The 18,941-nt window shown below is 41.6% G+C and carries 26 protein-coding genes and 5 pseudogenes; 14 read left to right on the top strand and 17 right to left on the bottom strand.

Features of this window, described 5'->3' with window-relative positions; translation table 11 throughout:
• Positions 1-323 precede the first annotated feature (323 nt).
• From QWY93_RS19820 to QWY93_RS18355, 7 genes and pseudogenes are all read left to right on the top strand, one after another.
• The gene (locus QWY93_RS19820; RefSeq protein WP_353959677.1) at positions 324-1,034 is read left to right on the top strand and encodes a PEP/pyruvate-binding domain-containing protein; all 711 of its coding nucleotides are present in this window, start codon (positions 324-326) and stop codon (positions 1,032-1,034) included.
• Positions 1,031-1,381, top strand: a complete 351-nt coding sequence (locus QWY93_RS19815; RefSeq protein ID WP_353959676.1) for a PEP/pyruvate-binding domain-containing protein — start codon at positions 1,031-1,033, stop codon at positions 1,379-1,381. Before QWY93_RS19820 ends, QWY93_RS19815 begins: the two co-directional genes overlap by 4 nt.
• 66 nt (positions 1,382-1,447) lie before the next feature.
• Positions 1,448-2,685, top strand: a pseudogene (locus QWY93_RS19810) (putative PEP-binding protein).
• A gap of 129 nt (positions 2,686-2,814) precedes the next feature.
• Positions 2,815-3,498, top strand: coding sequence for a universal stress protein (locus QWY93_RS18375; protein WP_290249858.1), 684 nt, complete (start codon positions 2,815-2,817; stop codon positions 3,496-3,498).
• Between the two features lie 231 nt (positions 3,499-3,729).
• A complete protein-coding gene (locus QWY93_RS18370) occupies positions 3,730-3,903 on the top strand; it encodes an SDR family NAD(P)-dependent oxidoreductase (protein ID WP_290249857.1) in 174 nt (57 codons plus the stop codon).
• 100 nt (positions 3,904-4,003) lie between these two features.
• Positions 4,004-4,512 (top strand): annotated as a pseudogene (locus QWY93_RS19805) (SDR family oxidoreductase).
• 533 nt (positions 4,513-5,045) lie between these two features.
• On the top strand, positions 5,046-5,552 hold the full coding sequence (locus QWY93_RS18355; RefSeq protein ID WP_290246513.1) for a YciE/YciF ferroxidase family protein: 507 nt from the start codon (positions 5,046-5,048) through the stop codon (positions 5,550-5,552).
• Positions 5,553-5,814: 262 nt separating this feature from the next.
• Here QWY93_RS18355 and QWY93_RS18350 read toward each other — a convergent pair whose 3' ends face one another.
• From QWY93_RS18350 to QWY93_RS18320, 7 genes and pseudogenes are all read right to left on the bottom strand, one after another.
• Positions 5,815-6,003: a hypothetical protein gene (locus QWY93_RS18350; RefSeq protein ID WP_290249854.1), complete on the bottom strand. Its 189-nt coding sequence runs from the start codon at positions 6,001-6,003 to the stop codon at positions 5,815-5,817.
• A gap of 2 nt (positions 6,004-6,005) precedes the next feature.
• Entirely contained in the window at positions 6,006-6,524 is a 519-nt protein-coding gene (locus QWY93_RS18345) for an MDR/zinc-dependent alcohol dehydrogenase-like family protein (RefSeq protein ID WP_290249853.1), read from the bottom strand.
• A complete protein-coding gene (locus tag QWY93_RS18340; protein ID WP_290249852.1) occupies positions 6,521-6,724 on the bottom strand; it encodes an alcohol dehydrogenase catalytic domain-containing protein in 204 nt (67 codons plus the stop codon). Before QWY93_RS18340 ends, QWY93_RS18345 begins: the two co-directional genes overlap by 4 nt.
• Positions 6,690-6,905: an MDR/zinc-dependent alcohol dehydrogenase-like family protein gene (locus tag QWY93_RS18335; protein ID WP_290249851.1), complete on the bottom strand. Its 216-nt coding sequence runs from the start codon at positions 6,903-6,905 to the stop codon at positions 6,690-6,692. Before QWY93_RS18335 ends, QWY93_RS18340 begins: the two co-directional genes overlap by 35 nt.
• A gap of 136 nt (positions 6,906-7,041) precedes the next feature.
• Positions 7,042-7,983, bottom strand: a complete 942-nt coding sequence (locus tag QWY93_RS18330) for a hypothetical protein (RefSeq protein WP_290249850.1) — start codon at positions 7,981-7,983, stop codon at positions 7,042-7,044.
• Positions 7,976-8,891: pseudogene (locus QWY93_RS18325) on the bottom strand (ribose-phosphate diphosphokinase). The gene QWY93_RS18330 and the pseudogene QWY93_RS18325 overlap by 8 nt, the downstream one beginning before the upstream one ends.
• Before the next feature lie 232 nt (positions 8,892-9,123).
• On the bottom strand, positions 9,124-9,462 hold the full coding sequence (locus tag QWY93_RS18320) for a DUF892 family protein (protein WP_290249849.1): 339 nt from the start codon (positions 9,460-9,462) through the stop codon (positions 9,124-9,126).
• Between QWY93_RS18320 and QWY93_RS18315 the strand changes: the two genes are divergently transcribed.
• From QWY93_RS18315 to QWY93_RS18285, 7 genes are all read left to right on the top strand, one after another.
• On the top strand, positions 9,418-9,804 hold the full coding sequence (locus QWY93_RS18315) for a DUF892 family protein (RefSeq protein WP_353959675.1): 387 nt from the start codon (positions 9,418-9,420) through the stop codon (positions 9,802-9,804). The two genes, QWY93_RS18320 and QWY93_RS18315, sit on opposite strands and share 45 nt — an antisense overlap.
• Before the next feature lie 183 nt (positions 9,805-9,987).
• The gene (locus QWY93_RS18310) at positions 9,988-10,974 is read left to right on the top strand and encodes a ribose-phosphate diphosphokinase (RefSeq protein ID WP_290249847.1); all 987 of its coding nucleotides are present in this window, start codon (positions 9,988-9,990) and stop codon (positions 10,972-10,974) included.
• A 166-nt stretch (positions 10,975-11,140) separates the two neighbouring features.
• Positions 11,141-11,719 (top strand): hypothetical protein, encoded by a 579-nt coding sequence (locus tag QWY93_RS18305; protein WP_290249846.1) that lies wholly within the window; start codon positions 11,141-11,143, stop codon positions 11,717-11,719.
• Complete coding sequence (locus tag QWY93_RS18300; protein ID WP_290249845.1) at positions 11,719-12,000, top strand: hypothetical protein; 282 nt, start codon at positions 11,719-11,721, stop codon at positions 11,998-12,000. The genes QWY93_RS18305 and QWY93_RS18300 overlap by 1 nt, the downstream gene beginning before the upstream one ends.
• A gap of 41 nt (positions 12,001-12,041) precedes the next feature.
• A complete protein-coding gene (locus QWY93_RS18295; RefSeq protein ID WP_290249844.1) occupies positions 12,042-12,248 on the top strand; it encodes an alcohol dehydrogenase catalytic domain-containing protein in 207 nt (68 codons plus the stop codon).
• Between the two features lie 67 nt (positions 12,249-12,315).
• Entirely contained in the window at positions 12,316-12,897 is a 582-nt protein-coding gene (locus tag QWY93_RS18290; RefSeq protein WP_290249860.1) for an alcohol dehydrogenase catalytic domain-containing protein, read from the top strand.
• Positions 12,898-12,942: 45 nt separating this feature from the next.
• A complete protein-coding gene (locus QWY93_RS18285) occupies positions 12,943-13,065 on the top strand; it encodes a hypothetical protein (RefSeq protein WP_290249843.1) in 123 nt (40 codons plus the stop codon).
• 329 nt (positions 13,066-13,394) lie between these two features.
• On the opposite strand, the gene QWY93_RS18280 is transcribed toward QWY93_RS18285, so the two are convergent.
• The 10 genes and pseudogenes from QWY93_RS18280 to QWY93_RS18235 all read right to left on the bottom strand — a co-directional run bounded on the left by QWY93_RS18280 (position 13,395) and on the right by QWY93_RS18235 (position 18,673).
• On the bottom strand, positions 13,395-13,901 hold the full coding sequence (locus QWY93_RS18280; protein ID WP_290246513.1) for a YciE/YciF ferroxidase family protein: 507 nt from the start codon (positions 13,899-13,901) through the stop codon (positions 13,395-13,397).
• Between the two features lie 533 nt (positions 13,902-14,434).
• A pseudogene (locus QWY93_RS18275) lies at positions 14,435-15,110 on the bottom strand (SDR family oxidoreductase).
• 472 nt (positions 15,111-15,582) lie between these two features.
• The gene (locus QWY93_RS18270; protein WP_290249842.1) at positions 15,583-15,711 is read right to left on the bottom strand and encodes a hypothetical protein; all 129 of its coding nucleotides are present in this window, start codon (positions 15,709-15,711) and stop codon (positions 15,583-15,585) included.
• 2 nt (positions 15,712-15,713) lie between these two features.
• Positions 15,714-16,217 (bottom strand): universal stress protein, encoded by a 504-nt coding sequence (locus QWY93_RS18265; protein WP_290249841.1) that lies wholly within the window; start codon positions 16,215-16,217, stop codon positions 15,714-15,716.
• A 115-nt stretch (positions 16,218-16,332) separates the two neighbouring features.
• Positions 16,333-16,677, bottom strand: a complete 345-nt coding sequence (locus tag QWY93_RS18260) for a putative PEP-binding protein (RefSeq protein ID WP_290249840.1) — start codon at positions 16,675-16,677, stop codon at positions 16,333-16,335.
• Positions 16,670-17,214 (bottom strand): annotated as a pseudogene (locus QWY93_RS18255) (putative PEP-binding protein). Before QWY93_RS18255 ends, QWY93_RS18260 begins: the two are co-directional and overlap by 8 nt.
• A gap of 125 nt (positions 17,215-17,339) precedes the next feature.
• On the bottom strand, positions 17,340-17,690 hold the full coding sequence (locus tag QWY93_RS18250) for a PEP-utilizing enzyme (protein ID WP_290249838.1): 351 nt from the start codon (positions 17,688-17,690) through the stop codon (positions 17,340-17,342).
• 219 nt (positions 17,691-17,909) lie between these two features.
• Entirely contained in the window at positions 17,910-18,227 is a 318-nt protein-coding gene (locus QWY93_RS18245) for a PEP/pyruvate-binding domain-containing protein (protein ID WP_290249859.1), read from the bottom strand.
• Entirely contained in the window at positions 18,217-18,405 is a 189-nt protein-coding gene (locus QWY93_RS18240; RefSeq protein WP_290249837.1) for a PEP/pyruvate-binding domain-containing protein, read from the bottom strand. The genes QWY93_RS18245 and QWY93_RS18240 overlap by 11 nt, the downstream gene beginning before the upstream one ends.
• Positions 18,392-18,673, bottom strand: coding sequence for a PEP/pyruvate-binding domain-containing protein (locus tag QWY93_RS18235; protein WP_290249836.1), 282 nt, complete (start codon positions 18,671-18,673; stop codon positions 18,392-18,394). The genes QWY93_RS18240 and QWY93_RS18235 overlap by 14 nt, the downstream gene beginning before the upstream one ends.
• Positions 18,674-18,941: the final 268 nt, after the last annotated feature.

Genomic DNA, 18,941 nt, shown 5'->3' with positions numbered 1-18,941 from the left:
AACCATTCGACTACCAATCTTTTCCTGATAACTGTTATCATGCGCTCAACGCTTAACAATTAACATTTAACCCTTAACCTTCCAATCCCCAAGTGACAAAAATCAGCCGATACCAGCGATATACCTTATAAGTTTTTATTTCTTTTCCTTCGATATTCAATAGTAGTCAATATCCACTCAAATCATATTAGGCTTATCCTTTTTCCACTTTTAGTGAGTGGCAAAAGGCGGCCCGGATCATTTGTGGTGGCTGAAATAATATCGAAAATGGACCAGAAAGCAAAAAGAGTTTTACAATACCTTTTTCCCAGACCAACCTGAAAATGGTGGCCGAAGTGGGCGGAAAAAATGCTTCTCTGGGTGAAATGATCAGCCAGTTACACCTTTTGGGGATTCAGGTTCCTGATGGTTTTGCTGTGACGGCAGCTGCATATCGTTATTTTTTATCAGCCAATCATTTGGGTGAAAAACTGGTTGCCATTTTGGAAGGTCTGGACAACAAAAACCTGGAAAATTTGGGAGATGTTGGGGCTCAATGCAGAAACTTAATAAAAAATGCTCCTATTCCCAAAGCCTGGGAACAAGCCATATTACAGGAATACCGCAAATTTTTTGGAGCTGATGCTGGGGAGGTTTCTGTAGCTGTGCGTAGTAGTGCTACTGCAGAAGACCTCCCCAATGCAAGTTTTGCTGGACAACATGATTCATTTTTAAATATCCAAGGTGAGGCCTCCCTTCTTAGGGCTTGCCAGCAATGTTACCTATCCTTATTTAATGATCGAGCCATCAAATACCGGGTGGATCATGGTTTTGACCATATGGAGGTAGCCTTGAGTATTGGGGTGCAAAGAATGGTCAGAAGCGATCTTGGTTGTGCAGGAGTGGCCTTTACTTTGGACCCTGAAACTGGGCATGAAAATATTATTTACATTACCGGGGCATGGGGATTGGGCGAAAATGTGGTCCAGGGAGCTGTCAACCCAGATGAATATTACTTTTTTAAAAAGCAGTTCGGGAAGAGAAATATAGTTTGATCTACCGGAAACTGGGTGCCAAAGAAAACCGGATGATTTATGCCAAGGAACAAAATCCACTGAGAACAACCATTAACATTGAAACCCCAACTGCTCTTAGGGATGCATGGACCTTGAGTGATAAAGATGCCATGACCTTGGCCAATTGGTGCCTTCAGATCGAGGACCATTATCAGGTGGCCATGGATATCGAATGGGCAATAGATGGTGAAACCCAAGAATTGTTTATTGTCCAGGCCAGGCCGGAGACCGTGCATCCCAAGTCCAAAAAGAAACGGTTAAGGAATATCACTTGCTGGAAAGTCCCAATCCAATTTGTACGGGAAAAGCAGTTGGCAGGGCTATAGTAAGTGGAAGAGTGAAAGTAATGAATTCCTGGCAGATGCCCCAAAATTGGAAAGGGAGATATCATCGTGGCGGATATTACCAACCCTGATTGGAATGCTCTTTTGCGGAAAGCGGTTTGTATTGTGACCAATAAGGGGGGGAGGACCAGCCATGCGGCCATTGTGGCCAGGGAATTGGGGATCATCGCCCTTGTAGGTTCAGAAAATGCCACACAGGTTTTAAAGGATGGCCAGGTCATCACGGTATACTGTGGGGATGGGGATTTGGGCCATGCTTACAAAGGGAAATTAGATTGGGAAGAAAAAGAAATTCCTCTAAAAACTTTCCCGAAAACCAAAACCAAGCCCATGTTTATCCTGGCTGACCCTGACCAGGCATTGCCTCTTTCCCGGTATCCCAATCAAGGAGTGGGGCTGATGCGGATGGAATTTATAGTGGCCAATCAGATCAAAGTCCACCCTATGGCCCTGATGAAATTCAAGGGGTTGGCAGCCACTGAGGTAGGGAAAGAAATTGCTGCTCTGACCAGGCATTACCCAGACAAAAAAGAGTATTTTGTCCGGAACCTGGCAGAAGCTCTTTCTTTTGTGGCAGCTGCCTTTTATCCAAAAGATGTGATCATCCGCATGAGCGATTTTAAAACTAATGAATACGCCCAACTCTTGGGGGAAGTGGTTTTGAGCCCAAAGAAGAAAACCCCATGCTTGGGTTTAGGGGGGCATCCAGATATTATAATGATCGTTACAAAGAGGCTTTTGGATTGGAGTGTGCAGCCATCAAAAGGGTTAGGGAGAAAATGGGCCTAACCAACGTAAAAGTGATGATCCCTTTCTGCCGTACTGTTGAGGAAGGGAAAAAGGTCTTGGATGTCATGGGAAGTTTTGGTTTGGCTAAAGGCGAAAATGGTCTGGAAGTGTATGTGATGACCGAAATCCCCAATAATGTTATTCTGGCAGATCAATATGCTAAAATATTTGATGGATTTTCCATTGGTTCTAATGACCTTACCCAGCTGACTTTGGGAATAGACCGGGATTCAGCCATTATCAGTGATTTGTTTGATGAAAACAACGATGGTGTTAAATCCATGGTGAAGATGGCCATAGAGTCGGCAAAAAAATCAGGACGAATTATTGGATTTTGTGGCCAGGCCCCAAGTGATTTTCCGGAATTTTCCAGGTTCCTCGTCGAATTGGGAATTGACAGCATTTCCTTTACCCCTGATGCTTTGATCAGAGGCTGGGAAAATATTTCCTTGGCAGAGAGCAAGTTGAAAGCTCCGGAAAAGGGAGTGGTGGATTGAGGCATGAGCTCAAATAATTGTAACCCAATAATATTGTGAAGTGATGAAAAAAATTGTGGTACCTATTGACTTTAGCCAGTTTTCAGAAAATGCCCTACTCAGTGCTATCAAATAGCAGAAACTGGAAATATGGACATCCATTGCATCAATGTGGTGGAAACAGATTTGGATTGGAAACATTTGACCGAAAAAGAAAAAGCGAATCATCCGGATATCCAGGACCTTGAGGATGAGGCAAACCGGAAACTAAATGAATTTGTGGATTCCCATAAGGCCAAATATATGGACATGATAGCTGTGGTTCGAACAGGCGTAGTGGCGGAGGAAATTGTTCATTATTCAGATGAAATTGCTGCTGATTTGGTAGTGGTTGGGGCTTATGGCAAAGGGTATGAAGAGGGGAAGTTTATAGGATCTGATTTCCAGAAAGTTCTTCGAAAAGCTTCTGGGCCTGTATTGGCCATCAAAAAAGCTTTCGAGGATAGTGAATTTATGGAAATGGTTTTTGCTTCCCGGTTTGATGATGATAGTTGGCCGGTATTTTTAAAAATGCGTCCCCTGATAAAGGCATTGGATGCTAAGGTCCATTTTCTATACGTCAATACTCCGGATCATTTCACCCCAGAGGATGAAGCCGAAAAACAGATGGGGAAATTTGCGGAAGGTCAAGATGATATAAAGATAGAGAAACATATACATGATTTTGCCGAGGTGGAAAAAGGCATTATTGACTTTTCTGAAAATAAAAATATTGGGATCATTGGATTGCCTCCCATCACCGGGAAAAAGCCAGGAGTTATCAAATTGGAGTGACAGAAACGGTTCTTTTAAAACCTCCATTCCCGTGTTAAGCATCAAATTATAAATGCGGAATAAAGTAATGGGGCCCCAATCTCTAAGAGAAGTTACCTTCCGGGGCTTTTCTCGATAATTACGGGAAAGTAAAAAGGTGTTTTTGAGAATTCTTTTCTGTGAATTTTCCTTCAGGTGAGTGAGATTGGAATAAAAACCCACCAAAGGCAAGAAAACTGATGATCAGGGCCTATGATTTTTGAATCATTAAATAAAAATATCATGCAAGAGGAATTTAAAGAAAAGGTTGCCCTGGTTACAGGTGGGAGTTTTGGAATTGGAAAAGCGACAGCAATTACTTTGTCTAAAAAATGTGCAAAAATAGTAGTAGCGGATTGTATCAGGGATGAGGAAACGTGGATTTGATCCAATCGGCAGGTGGTGAGGCTATTTTTGTGAAATGTGATGTTTCAGACCCAAAAGATGTGGAAAAATTAATGGGAAAATAAAAAAGTCATATAAACGATTGGATTTAGCGGTCAACAATGCAGGGATTGAAGGGGAACAGGGCATTACTGCTGAATGTACATTGGAGAATTGGGATAGGACCGTTGATGTAAATTTAAAAGGAATCTGGCTATGTATGAAATATGAAATTCCTTTAATGTTAAGGCAAAATAAGGGTGCAATTGTCAACACTGCCTCTGTTGCCGGGTTGGTGGGATTCCCAGGCTTGCCTGCTTATGTGGCCTCTAAACATGGCATCATTGGTCTTACAAAAACTGCTGCCTTGGAATATGTAAACAAAATATACGTGTCAATGCAGTATGCCCGGGGGTGATCCATACCCCCATGATTGACCGGTTTACAGGGAAAGATAAAGTTGCAGAAAAGCAATTTGAGGATATGGAACCTATTGGCCGGATGGGAAAACCGGAAGAAGTAGCACTGGCCATTTGCTGGTTGCTATCAGACGAAGCTTCCTTTGTGACCGGGGATGCCATGGCCGTGGATGGGGGTTGGATAGCACAGTAAGGATTTAATGTTGAAATGTATTATTGTTGAACTGTTGAATAGAGTTCCATTGGCGAGCAACTGCCCACACTATTCGGTGATATATTTGAATCATAATTCAAAATAAAAAGCAAAGGTGCAAATCGGTTAACAATTAACATTTAACCCATATTCCAAAATAATAATTTTTCAAATCTCATATCCCGAATATTAAGCTACCTATTTAGCTTTTTTTTTCCAAATACGGGACTGCCATGCCCTCCCCATGGTCGTCCCCGCAGTGACGTTTTGCTTTAGACTTTCGGCCTTCGCCTTTCGGCATTCAATTCTTGTTAACCGTAATATAGTTAACCGTGCTTCCAACGATTAACAATTAGCATTTAACCCTTGAAATTTCCTCCCGATCCCAATATTCAGTTATCCAGTTAACCAAATACACAATTCAACAATTTTTCAATCCTTGAAATAACATCAATCCTGATGCAAAGCTGATTTCCCTCATTGTTAGAGGGGGAGGAGGTGCTTATTTTAATTGAGGAAAAAAATGAAGAGCCATGCAAAATATCACCACATTAACCCATTTGTTTATAGAACAAGCAAGGGAAATTTACGATGCTGAAGTACAGCAGCTGGAAGTGATAAAAGAGATTCTCCCTAAAATAAATTCCCCGGAATTAAAACAATTGGTTACCCACCATATTGACCAGATAAAGCTTCAAAAGGAAAGGCTGGAAAAAGTATTTGCTGAAGAGGATGAGTTATCCTCCGGAGAACAAAACCAAGTTATGGCCGCATTAATCAAGGAGCTGATCGAAATCATGAATAGAAGTGCAGACAGCAAGGTAAGGGATGCAGGTCTTATTGGTTCCCTTCAACAAATCAAGCATTTTGAAATGGCTGCCTATGGGACATTATGTGCTTTCGCCAAAACCCTGAAAAAAATAGAGGAGGCAAATGCACTGCACCATAACTTGGAAGAAGAAAAAGGAATGGATGCTCAATTGAGCCATTTGGCCAGAAATACCATCAATAAAGAAGCTTTATCTACTTTGATTTTGTAGAACAAAAAGTTTGGGCGATTTAATAACTAAATAAGACCATGGGTCACATAGGGGATTTACAACTTTGAAGCAGCAAGAAAATCATTTCAATTTACCAGTTAACCACATAAACGGTTAAACGCCGTTTCCAAATGTGAGACTGCCACGTCCTCCCTATGGTCGTCCTCGCCTACCTACGGCAGGCAAGCAGTGACGTTTTCCTTTCGGCATTCCATTCATGATTACCGTTAAAACTGTTAATCCTGCGCCCAACGCTTAACTTTTAACCTTGACCGCTAATATTTCCTCCCGAAACCCAATTATCCAATCCCGAATCTTCAGTTAACCAATTAACCAATCCGAGGACTTTAGCTCCATGGATCTTTTGGTTTTTCATTTCCAGAAGGGCTTTATTGGCATCTTCCAAGGGGTATTCCTGGTAGTCTGGCAGAATCTGGGCTTTGGCAGCCAAATCTAAAACTCTCTTACATCCCTTGCAGTAATATTGGCTACGCTTTTAATTTCCTTTTCCAACCACAGGTGGTTGGGGTAGGAAAGTTTTTGGAGATAGTCCTTGTCAACATTCTCTTTTCTGATGGCGTTAATAACCAATCTTCCACCTTTATTTAAATTGTTAAGAGCTTCAACTACAGGTTTCCATACCGGAGTGGTGTCGATGATCGCATCCAATTTTTCGGGAGCTTTCTCTTCTGTATCCCCTGCCCACACCGCACCCAATTCCAGGGCAAAATCCCTTTCGTTTTTACTCCGGGCAAAGATAAAAACCTTGGAATTGGGGTAACGGTAACGAATCATTTTCAATACCAAATGGGCGGAGGCTCCAAAGCCTGTCAAGCCAAGGTTTTGCCCATTATTAAGGCCCGTCAATACCATGGAGCGGTACCCGATGGCCCCAGCACAAAGGAGAGGAGCTGCAGCTGCATCAGAGAAAAACGTAGGTATAGGATGGACAAAACGCTCCTTTGCCGTCATAAAATCAGCATATCCTCCATTGACATCCTGCCGGTGGCTTGAAACTGATCACACAAATTTTCCTGCCCCGATCGGCAAAACTGGCATTTCCCACAGGCGGAAAAAATCCATGCTACTCCAACCCGGTCTCCAACCTTTACCTTAGTAACCTCACCCCCGACCTTTTCAACATATCCTACTGCTTGATGCCCCAAAACCACAGGCAATTTGGTGGTGGAGTCCTTCCTTCAATTTCATCCATTCGGTATGGCAAACCCCACAAACATTAACCCTAATCAGCACCTCATCTGCTTTTGGGACAGGTTTTGGAATATCTCTTAATTCCAATGGATGGGATTGGTCAGAGAGATTTACAATTTTGTGAAGAACCATGGCTTTCATATGTAGAGGGCTTTTATTAGAAATTTTTAAATGTGATATCGCTAATAGGGCAACTTTTCCACAAATTTACGGGCCATTTCCAGGTATTTTTCTCCCAGTTTGCCCCATTTTGGATCGTTTTTGTATTTTTCTTCCTTCAAGTGCCAGAGGGAAAATTTGCACGGAAGAGGGCTTGTTTACATTTATAAAACAGGATGAGGGTATCAGGTATCTTATCATTGGCTAATTGTTTATAAATTTTGATAAAATAGGCTCCTGTTGGTTCACTGTCCAACATTTCACAGCCAAGGGCCAGATAGGACAATTCTTCTGCTATGTCCATTATTTTTAAGGTTACCTCAAACTCCAGGCAATCAATAAAAACTGGGGGATCGGAAAGACAAACATGCTCTGGCTTGAGGTCTCCATGGGCTTCAATGATTTTTCCTGAATTGATTCTTTGTTCGAACATTTCCCCATTTTCTTTCATGAACCGAAGAAGGGTGACGGTTATATATAATATGAGGTCTGGAGGCATTCCATATTCCTGGGACAAAAGTTCTTTTTTGACTTTTAGAATCTCATCGGCCAGATAGGTCTGGTGTCTATGGTAGTCCCATTCTGCAGAAGGCTGTCTCCTGTAATATTCTGCCAAGGCAACTGCTGCTCTCCTAATATCAGGAAAGTGAAGGCATCGATGTTTAAGGGCCCAATCTAACATGCTGTCTTCAGGTAATCTTTTCATTTTGATCAACCAATCCACCGGTTTGCCCTTTCCTCCAATCTTTAATTTTCCTGTCTCCAATATATTGACTGGTGTCAAGCCAATATACACCTTTTCTGCCATGGCTTTATTGAGGCGGATTTCATCCCGGCAATTCCTGTATCGTATTTCTGGAAGCCTTAGGTCCAGCGAATTCCATATCACTTGTTTTTTTAGCTTGTAAGCATAATTATCTGTTAGGAATACCCAAGACATATGAGTTTCAATCACTTCCAATTCATCAGGACTATCTGGATAATTTTCCTTGATTTTTAAAAAATTCACCACCTCTTCAGTGGTAGTGGAATGGGAGGTAGGGCTTGCTTTGCTATTCATGACCTAGTAGTTCTACTATGGAATCTCCAGTATGCATACAAAGTATGGCTTTTGCCAATAGGGTTGATATGCTGATGACATGGATTTTCTTTTGGACAAATGTAGGGTCCAGGTTTAAATGGGGAATGGAATCGGTAATCACGATTTCCTCAAATGCAGGTTGGTCCAAATTGTGCTGGGCATCTTGGGAAAGGTGCCGTGAGTTGCAACCGCATAAATAGCTTTTGCTCCCCTTTGTTGACAAGCTTCCGCTGCCCGTAACAATGTCCCTCCTGAACCGATCAAATCATCAATCAGAATGATGGATTTACCTTCCAGTTCACCGGTCACCTTATCCCCTTTGACAATACCTTTGCTTCTTGATTTTTCCATCAATCCAAAACCTATCTCATTTTTCAATTCTTTTTCCAAAGATTCTCGGAATTGTTCTGCCCGCTTGGCACCTCCAAAATCGGGAGACATGACCAAAATAGATTCTCCCCTTAACTTGTGGGCAAAATACTTAACAAATAGATTTTTAGCTTCTAAATGCTCAGTAAGACAGTGGTAACTGTTTTGAAAAGCCTGTAAGTTATGGACATCCATGGTCATTATGGCATCGATCTTCATAGCATCAAAAAGCCTTGCTAGATACTTGGTGGTTACCGGATCCCGGGCTTTTGTTTTCCGGTCTTTTCTGGAATAACAAAGGTAAGGGGCTACCACGGTGATTCTACCAGCTGTTGCATCCCTCAGGGCACCCAGGAAAAAAATAAACGGCAAAGTTTGTCATTGACACTATCCATTCTATCCCCATATAGGGAACTGATCACAAAAACATCCCTGTTGCGCACATTGACCAAGGGACGGATTTTGTGTTCTCCTCCTTCAAACCTCCTGAATTCATATTCTCCTAAGTAAATATTCATGTGGTCGGCAATTTGTTTGCCCAAAGATTGTCCTTGTTCCAAATCAAAATGATCATTTCCTCCATCATGCCGGGAATATTTTGATTAAAATAGGGCGTTATAATCGTCTGAATGGTTTGAGGTGAAATAGGTGGAGTTAGTGGTTATTGGTTTGGTTTTTATTGCTTTATACAATATAAAGAATTGTTGACAGAAATCATTAATAAAAGAATTCATGATCCAGAGTTGAGTTTTATAAACCTCCAAAAAAGGTTAAAGTGAAATTCCGATGGCTTTTTTTATTGATTTCTCTTTCTGCCAGTTCAGAAAATTGGTTGTCCAGTGATTTAATATCTTCCAATTGTTTATGAAGTATGGAAGCCCATTTGGAGGAGTCAAGTTCGATGGCATAGGAGGATAATGTGCCTAATAAATTGATTTTGTGTCGGATGAACTTTTGGAGCGTATTGATGAGGACTACATCCCTTAGTGAAGGATCGTTACAATAGTCCATCAACCGTCTGGATTTTTTCCATATCAACTGTCCTTGTTGATCTGCATCCCCATTGGTTTCCATTTTAAGTTGGTCCATGACTTAATCCAATTGGATGAAGTCATGGACCAACTTAAAATGGAAACCAATGGGGATGCAGATCAACAAGGACAGTTGATATGGAAAAAATCCAGACGGTTGATGGACTATTGTAACGATCCTTCACTAAGGGATGTAGTCCTCATCAATACGCTCCAAAAGTTCATCCGACACAAAATCAATTTATTAGGCACATTATCCTCCTATGCCATCGAACTTGACTCCTCCAAATGGGCTTCCATACTTCATAAACAATTGGAAGATATTAAATCACTGGACAACCAATTTTCTGAACTGGCAGAAAGAGAAATCAATAAAAAAGCCATCGGAATTTCACTTTAACCTTTTTTGGAGGTTTATAAAACTCAACTCTGGATCATGAATTCTTTTATTAATGATTTCTGTCAACAATTCTTTATATTGTATAAAGCAATAAAAACCAAACCAATAACCACTAACTCCACCTATTTCACCTCAAACCATTCAGACGATTATAACGCCCTATTTTAATCAAAATATTCCCGCATGATGGAGGAAATGATCATTTTTGATTTGGAACAAGGACAATCTTTGGGCAAACAAATTGCCGACCACATGAATATTTACTTAGGAGAATATGAATTCAGGAGGTTTGAAGGAGGAGAACACAAAATCCGTCCCTTGGTCAATGTGCGCAACAGGGATGTTTTTGTGATCAGTTCCCTATATGGGGATAGAATGGATAGTGTCAATGACAAACTTTGCCGTTTATTTTTTTTCCTGGGTGCCCTGAGGGATGCAACAGCTGGTAGAATCACCGTGGTAGCCCCTTACCTTTGTTATTCCAGAAAAGACCGGAAAACAAAAGCCCGGGATCCGGTAACCACCAAGTATCTAGCAAGGCTTTTTGATGCTATGAAGATCGATGCCATAATGACCATGGATGTCCATAACTTACAGGCTTTTCAAAACAGTTACCACTGTCTTACTGAGCATTTAGAAGCTAAAAATCTATTTGTTAAGTATTTTGCCCACAAGTTAAGGGGAGAATCTATTTTGGTCATGTCTCCCGATTTTGGAGGTGCCAAGCGGGCAGAACAATTCCGAGAATCTTTGGAAAAAGAATTGAAAAATGAGATAGGTTTTGGATTGATGGAAAAATCAAGAAGCAAAGGTATTGTCAAAGGGGATAAGGTGACCGGTGAACTGGAAGGTAAATCCATCATTCTGATTGATGATTTGATCGGTTCAGGAGGGACATTGTTACGGGCAGCGGAAGCTTGTCAACAAAGGGGAGCAAAAGCTATTTATGCGGTTGCAACTCACGGCACCTTTTCCCAAGATGCCCAGCACAATTTGGACCAACCTGCATTTGAGGAAATCGTGATTACCGATTCCATTCCCCATTTAAACCTGGACCCTACATTTGTCCAAAAGAAAATCCATGTCATCAGCATATCAACCCTATTGGCAAAAGCCATACTTTGTATGCATACTGGAGATTCCATAGTAGAACTACTAGGTCATGAATAGCAAAGCAAGCCCTACCTCCCATTCCACTACCACTGAAGAGGTGGTGAATTTTTTAAAATCAAGGAAAATTATCCAGATAGTCCTGATGAATTGGAAGTGATTGAAACTCATATGTCTTGGGTATTCCTAACAGATAATTATGCTTACAAGCTAAAAAAACAGTGATATGGAATTCGCTGGACCTAAGGCTTCCAGAAATACGATACAGGAATTGCCGGATGAAATCCGCCTCAATAAAGCCATGGCAGAAAAGGTGTATATTGGCTTGACACCAGTCAATATATTGGAGACAGGAAAATTAAAGATTGGAGGAAAGGGCAAACCGGTGGATTGGTTGATCAAAATGAAAAGATTACCTGAAGACAGCATGTTAGATTGGGCCCTTAAACATCGATGCCTTCACTTTCCTGATATTAGGAGAGCAGCAGTTGCCTTGGCAGAATATTACAGGAGACAGCCTTCTGCAGAATGGGACTACCATAGACACCAGACCTATCTGGCCGATGAGATTCTAAAAGTCAAAAAAGAACTTTTGTCCCAGGAATATGGAATGCCTCCAGACCTCATATTATATATAACCGTCACCCTTCTTCGGTTCATGAAAGAAAATGGGGAAATGTTCGAACAAAGAATCAATTCAGGAAAAATCATTGAAGCCCATGGAGACCTCAAGCCAGAGCATGTTTGTCTTTCCGATCCCCCAGTTTTTATTGATTGCCTGGAGTTTGAGGTAACCTTAAAATAATGGACATAGCAGAAGAATTGTCCTATCTGGCCCTTGGCTGTGAAATGTTGGACAGTGAACCAACAGGAGCCTATTTTATCAAAATTTATAAACAATTAGCCAATGATAAGATACCTGATACCCTCATCCTGTTTTATAAATGTAAACAAGCCCTCTTCCGTGCAAAATTTTCCCTCTGGCACTTGAAGGAAGAAAAATACAAAAACGATCCAAAATGGGGCAAACTGGGAGAAAAATACCTGGAAATGGCCCGTAAATTTGTGGAAAAGTTGCCCTATTAGCGATATCACATTTAAAAATTTCTAATAAAAGCCCTCTACATATGAAAGCCATGGTTCTTCACAAAATTGTAAATCTCTCTGACCAATCCCATCCATTGGAATTAAGAGATATTCCAAAACCTGTCCCAAAAGCAGATGAGGTGCTGATTAGGGTTAATGTTTGTGGGGTTTGCCATACCGAATTGGATGAAATTGAAGGAAGGACTCCACACCCAAATTGCCTGTGGTTTTGGGGCATCAAGCAGTAGGATATGTTGAAAAGGTCGGGGTGAGGTTACTAAGGTAAAGGTTGGAGACCGGGTTGGAGTAGCATGGATTTTTTCCGCCTGTGGGAAATGCCAGTTTTGCCGATCGGGGCAGGAAAATTTGTGTGATCAGTTTCAAGCCACCGGCAGGGATGTCAATGGAGGATATGCTGATTTTATGACGGCAAAGGAGCGTTTTGTCCATCCTATACCTACGTTTTTCTCTGATGCAGCTGCAGCTCCTCTCCTTTGTGCTGGGGCCATCGGGTACCGCTCCATGGTATTGACGGGCCTTAATAATGGGCAAAACCTTGGCTTGACAGGCTTTGGAGCCTCCGCCCATTTGGTATTGAAAATGATTCGTTACCGTTACCCCAATTCCAAGGTTTTTATCTTTGCCCGGAGTAAAAACGAAAGGGATTTTGCCCTGGAATTGGGTGCGGTGTGGGCAGGGGATACAGAAGAGAAAGCTCCCGAAAAATTGGATGCGATCATCGACACCACTCCGGTATGGAAACCTGTAGTTGAAGCTCTTAACAATTTAAATAAAGGTGGAAGATTGGTTATTAACGCCATCAGAAAAGAGAATGTTGACAAGGACTATCTCCAAAACTTTCCTACCCAACCACCTGTGGTTGGAAAAGGAAATTAAAAGCGTAGCCATATTACTGCAAGGGATGTAAGAGAGTTTTTAGATTTGGCTGCCAAAGCCCAGATTCTGCCAGACTACCAGGAATACCCCTTGGAAGATGCCAATAAAGCCCTTCTGGAAATGAAAAACCAAAAGATCCATGGAGCTAAAGTCCTCCGGATTGGTTAATTGGTTAACTGAAGATTCGGGATTGGATAATTGGGTTTCGGGAGGAAATATTAGCGGTCAAGGTTAAAAGTTAAGCGTTGGGCGCAGGATTAACAGTTTTAACGGTAATCATGAATGGAATGCCGAAAGGAAAACGTCACTGCTTGCCTGCCGTAGGTAGGCGAGGACGACCATAGGGAGGACGTGGCAGTCTCACATTTGGAAACGGCGTTTAACCGTTTATGTGGTTAACTGGTAAATTGAAATGATTTTCTTGCTGCTTCAAAGTTGTAAATCCCCTATGTGACCCATGGTCTTATTTAGTTATTAAATCGCCCAAACTTTTTGTTCTACAAAATCAAAGTAGATAAAGCTTCTTTATTGATGGTATTTCTGGCCAAATGGCTCAATTGAGCATCCATTCCTTTTTCTTCTTCCAAGTTATGGTGCAGTGCATTTGCCTCCTCTATTTTTTTCAGGGTTTTGGCGAAAGCACATAATGTCCCATAGGCAGCCATTTCAAAATGCTTGATTTGTTGAAGGGAACCAATAAGACCTGCATCCCTTACCTTGCTGTCTGCACTTCTATTCATGATTTCGATCAGCTCCTTGATTAATGCGGCCATAACTTGGTTTTGTTCTCCGGAGGATAACTCATCCTCTTCAGCAAATACTTTTTCCAGCCTTTCCTTTTGAAGCTTTATCTGGTCAATATGGTGGGTAACCAATTGTTTTAATTCCGGGGAATTTATTTTAGGGAGAATCTCTTTTATCACTTCCAGCTGCTGTACTTCAGCATCGTAAATTTCCCTTGCTTGTTCTATAAACAAATGGGTTAATGTGGTGATATTTTGCATGGCTCTTCATTTTTTTCCTCAATTAAAATAAGCACCTCCTCCCCCTCTAACAATGAGGGAAATCAGCTTTGCATCAGGATTGATGTTATTTCAAGGATTGAAAAATTGTTGAATTGTGTATTTGGTTAACTGGATAACTGAATATTGGGATCCGGGAGGAAATTTCAAGGGTTAAATGCTAATTGTTAATCGTTGGAAGCACGGTTAACTATATTACGGTTAACAAGAATTGAATGCCGAAAGGCGAAGGCCGAAAGTCTAAAGCAAAACGTCACTGCGGGGACGACCATGGGAGGGCATGGCAGTCCCGTATTTGGAAAAAAAAGCTAAATAGGTAGCTTAATATTCGGGATATGAGATTTGAAAAATTATTATTTTGGAATATGGGTTAAATGTTAATTGTTAACCGATTTGCACCTTTGCTTTTTATTTTTGAATTATGATTCAAATATATCACCGAATAGTGTGGGCAGTTGCTCGCCAATGGAACTCTATTCAACAGTTCAACAATAATACATTTCAACATTAAATCCTTACTGTGCTATCCAACCCCCATCCACGGCCATGGCATCCCCGGTCACAAAGGAAGCTTCGTCTGATAGCAACCAGCAAATGGCCAGTGCTACTTCTTCCGGTTTTCCCATCCGGCCAATAGGTTCCATATCCTCAAATTGCTTTTCTGCAACTTTATCTTTCCCTGTAAACCGGTCAATCATGGGGGTATGGATCACCCCCGGGCATACTGCATTGACACGTATATTTTTTTTACATATTCCAAGGCAGCAGTTTTTGTAAGACCAATGATGCCATGTTTAGAGGCCACATAAGCAGGCAAGCCTGGGAATCCCACCAACCCGGCAACAGAGGCAGTGTTGACAATTGCACCCTTATTTTGCCTTAACATTAAAGGAATTTCATATTTCATACATAGCCAGATTCCTTTTAAATTTACATCAACGGTCCTATCCCAATTCTCCAATGTACATTCAGCAGTAATGCCCTGTTCCCCTTCAATCCCTGCATTGTTGACCGCTAAATCCAATCGTTTATATGACTTTTTTATTTTCCCATTAATTTTTCCACATCTTTTGGGTCTGAAACATCACATTTCACAAAAATAGCCTCACCACCTGCCGATTGGATCAAATCCACCGTTTCCTCATCCCTGATACAATCCGCTACTACTATTTTTGCACATTTTTTAGACAAAGTAATTGCTGTCGCTTTTCCAATTCCAAAACTCCCACCTGTAACCAGGGCAACCTTTTCTTAAATTCCTCTTGCATGATATTTTTATTTAATGATTCAAAAATCATAGGCCCTGATCATCAGTTTTCTTGCCTTTGGTGGTTTTTATTCCAATCTCACTCACCTGAAGGAAAATTCACAGAAAAGAATTCTCAAAACACCTTTTTACTTTCCCGTAATTATCGAGAAAAGCCCCGGGAAGGTAACTTCTCTTAGAGATTGGGGCCCCATTACTTTATTCCGCATTTATAATTTGATGCTTAACACGGGAATGGAGGTTTTAAAAAGAACCGTTTCTGTCACTCCAATTTGATAACTCCTGGCTTTTTCCGGTGATGGGAGGCAATCCCAATGATCCCAATATTTTTATTTTCAGAAAAGTCAATAATGCCTTTTTCCACCTCGGCAAAATCATGTATATGTTTCTCTATCTTTATATCATCTTGACCTTCCGCAAATTTCCCATCTGTTTTTCGGCTTCATCCTCTGGGGTGAAATGATCCGGAGTATTGACGTATAGAAAATGGACCTTAGCATCCAATGCCTTTATCAGGGGACGCATTTTTAAAAATACCGGCCAACTATCATCATCAAACGGGAAGCAAAAACCATTTCCATAAATTCACTATCCTCGAAAGCTTTTTTGATGGCCAATACAGGCCCAGAAGCTTTTCGAAGAACTTTCTGGAAATCAGATCCTATAAACTTCCCCTCTTCATACCCTTTGCCATAAGCCCCAACCACTACCAAATCAGCAGCAATTTCATCTGAATAATGAACAATTTCCTCCGCCACTACGCCTGTTCGAACCACAGCTATCATGTCCATATATTTGGCCTTATGGGAATCCACAAATTCATTTAGTTTCCGGTTTGCCTCATCCTCAAGGTCCTGGATATCCGGATGATTCGCTTTTTCTTTTTCGGTCAAATGTTTCCAATCCAAATCTGTTTCCACCACATTGATGCAATGGATGTCCATATTTCCAGTTTCTGCTATTTTGATAGCACTGAGTAGGGCATTTTCTGAAAACTGGCTAAAGTCAATAGGTACCACAATTTTTTTCATCACTTCACAATATTTATTGGGTTACAATTATTTGAGCTCATGCCTCAATCCACCACTCCCTTTTCCGGAGCTTTCAACTTGCTCTCTGCCAAGGAAATATTTTCCCAGCCTCTGATCAAAGCATCAGGGTAAAGGAAATGCTGTCAATTCCCAATTCGACGAGGAACCTGGAAAATTCCGGAAAATCACTTGGGGCCTGGCCACAAAATCCAATAATTCGTCCTGATTTTTTTGCCGACTCTATGGCCATCTTCACCATGGATTTAACACCATCGTTGTTTTCATCAAACAAATCACTGATAATGGCTGAATCCCGGTCTATTCCCAAAGTCAGCTGGGTAAGGTCATTAGAACCAATGGAAAATCCATCAAATATTTTAGCATATTGATCTGCCAGAATAACATTATTGGGGATTTCGGTCATCACATACACTTCCAGACCATTTTCGCCTTTAGCCAAACCAAACTTCCCATGACATCCAAGACCTTTTTCCCTTCCTCACAGTACGGCAGAAAGGGATCATCACTTTTACGTTGGTTAGGCCCATTTTCTCCCTAACCCTTTTGATGGCTGCACACTCCAATCCAAAAGCCTCTTTGTAACGATCATTATAATATCTGGATGCCCCCCTAAACCCAAGCATGGGGTTTTCTTCTTTGGGCTCAAAACCACTTCCCCCAAGAGTTTGGCGTATTCATTAGTTTTAAAATCGCTCATGCGGATGATCACATCTTTTGGATAAAAGGCAGCTGCCACAAAAGAAAGAGCTTCTGCCAGGTTCCGGACAAAATACTCTTTTTTGTCTGGGTAATGCCTGGTCAGAGCAGCAATTTCTTTCCCTACCTCAGTGGCTGCCAACCCCTTGAATTTCATCAGGGCCATAGGGTGGACTTTGATCTGATTGGCCACTATAAATTCCATCCGCATCAGCCCCACTCCTTGATTGGGATACCGGGAAAGAGGCAATGCCTGGTCAGGGTCAGCCAGGATAAACATGGGCTTGGTTTTGGTTTTCGGGAAAGTTTTTAGAGGAATTTCTTTTTCTTCCCAATCTAATTTCCCTTTGTAAGCATGGCCCAAATCCCCATCCCCACAGTATACCGTGATGACCTGGCCATCCTTTAAAACCTGTGTGGCATTTTCTGACCTACAAGGGCGATGATCCCCAATTCCCTGGCCACAATGGCCGCATGGCTGGTCCTCCCCCCCTTATTGGTCACAATACAAACCGCTTTCCGCAAAAGAGCATTCCAATCAGGGTTGGTAATATCCGCCACGATGATATCTCCCTTTTCCAATTTTGGGGCATCTGCCAGGGAATTCATTACTTTCACTCTTCCACTTACTATAGCCCTGCCAACTGCTTTTCCCGTACAAATTGGATTGGGACTTTCCAGCAAGTGATATTCCTTAACCGTTTCTTTTTTGGACTTGGGATGCACGGTCTCCGGCCTGGCCTGGACAATAAACAATTCTTGGTTTCACCATCTATTGCCCATTCGATATCCATGGCCACCTGATAATGGTCCTCGATCTGAAGGCACCAATTGGCCAAGGTCATGGCATCTTTATCACTCAAGGTCCATGCATCCCTAAGAGCAGTTGGGTTTCAATGTTAATGGTTGTTCTCAGTGGATTTTGTTCCTTGGCATAAATCATCCGGTTTTCTTTGGCACCCAGTTTCCGGTAGATCAAACTATATTTCTCTTCCGAACTGCTTTTTTAAAAAAGTAATATTCATCTGGGTTGACAGCTCCCTGGACCACATTTTCGCCCAATCCCCATGCCCCGGTAATGTAAATAATATTTTCATGCCCAGTTTCAGGGTCCAAAGTAAAGGCCACTCCTGCACAACCAAGATCGCTTCTGACCATTCTTTGCACCCCAATACTCAAGGCTACCTCCATATGGTCAAAACCATGATCCACCCGGTATTTGATGGCTCGATCATTAAATAAGGATAGGTAACATTGCTGGCAAGCCCTAAGAAGGGAGGCCTCACCTTGGATATTTAAAATGAATCATGTTGTCCAGCAAAACTTGCATTGGGAGGTCTTCTGCAGTAGCACTACTACGCACAGCTACAGAAACCTCCCCAGCATCAGCTCCAAAAAATTTGCGGTATTCCTGTAATATGGCTTGTTCCCAGGCTTTGGAATAGGAGCATTTTTTATTAAGTTTCTGCATTGAGCCCAACATCTCCCAAATTTTCCAGGTTTTTGTTGTCCAGACCTTCCAAAATGGCAACCAGTTTTTCACCCAAATGATTGGCTGATAAAAAATAACGATATGCAGCTGCCGTCACAGCAAAACCATCAGGAACCTGAATCCCCAAAAGGTGTAACTGGCTGATCATTTCACCCAGAGAAGCATTTTTTCCGCCCACTTCGGCCACCATTTTCAGGTTGGTCTGGGAAAAAGGTATTGTAAAACTCTTTTTGCTTTCTTGGTCCATTTTCGATATTATTTCAGCCACCACAAATGATCCGGGCCGCCTTTTGCCACTCACTAAAAGTGGAAAAAGGATAAGCCTAATATGATTTGAGTGGATATTGACTACTATTGAATATCGAAGGAAAAGAAATAAAAACTTATAAGGTATATCGCTGGTATCGGCTGATTTTTGTCACTTGGGGATTGGAAGGTTAAGGGTTAAATGTTAATTGTTAAGCGTTGAGCGCATGATAACAGTTATCAGGAAAAGATTGGTAGTCGAATGGTAA

Origin of the sequence: Echinicola jeungdonensis (genome assembly GCF_030409905.1) — a bacterium.
In the GTDB taxonomy this organism is placed as follows: domain Bacteria; phylum Bacteroidota; class Bacteroidia; order Cytophagales; family Cyclobacteriaceae; genus Echinicola; species Echinicola jeungdonensis.
The sequence above is the reverse complement of the archived record's forward strand: the minus strand, read 5'-3'. Positions and strand labels throughout refer to the sequence as shown.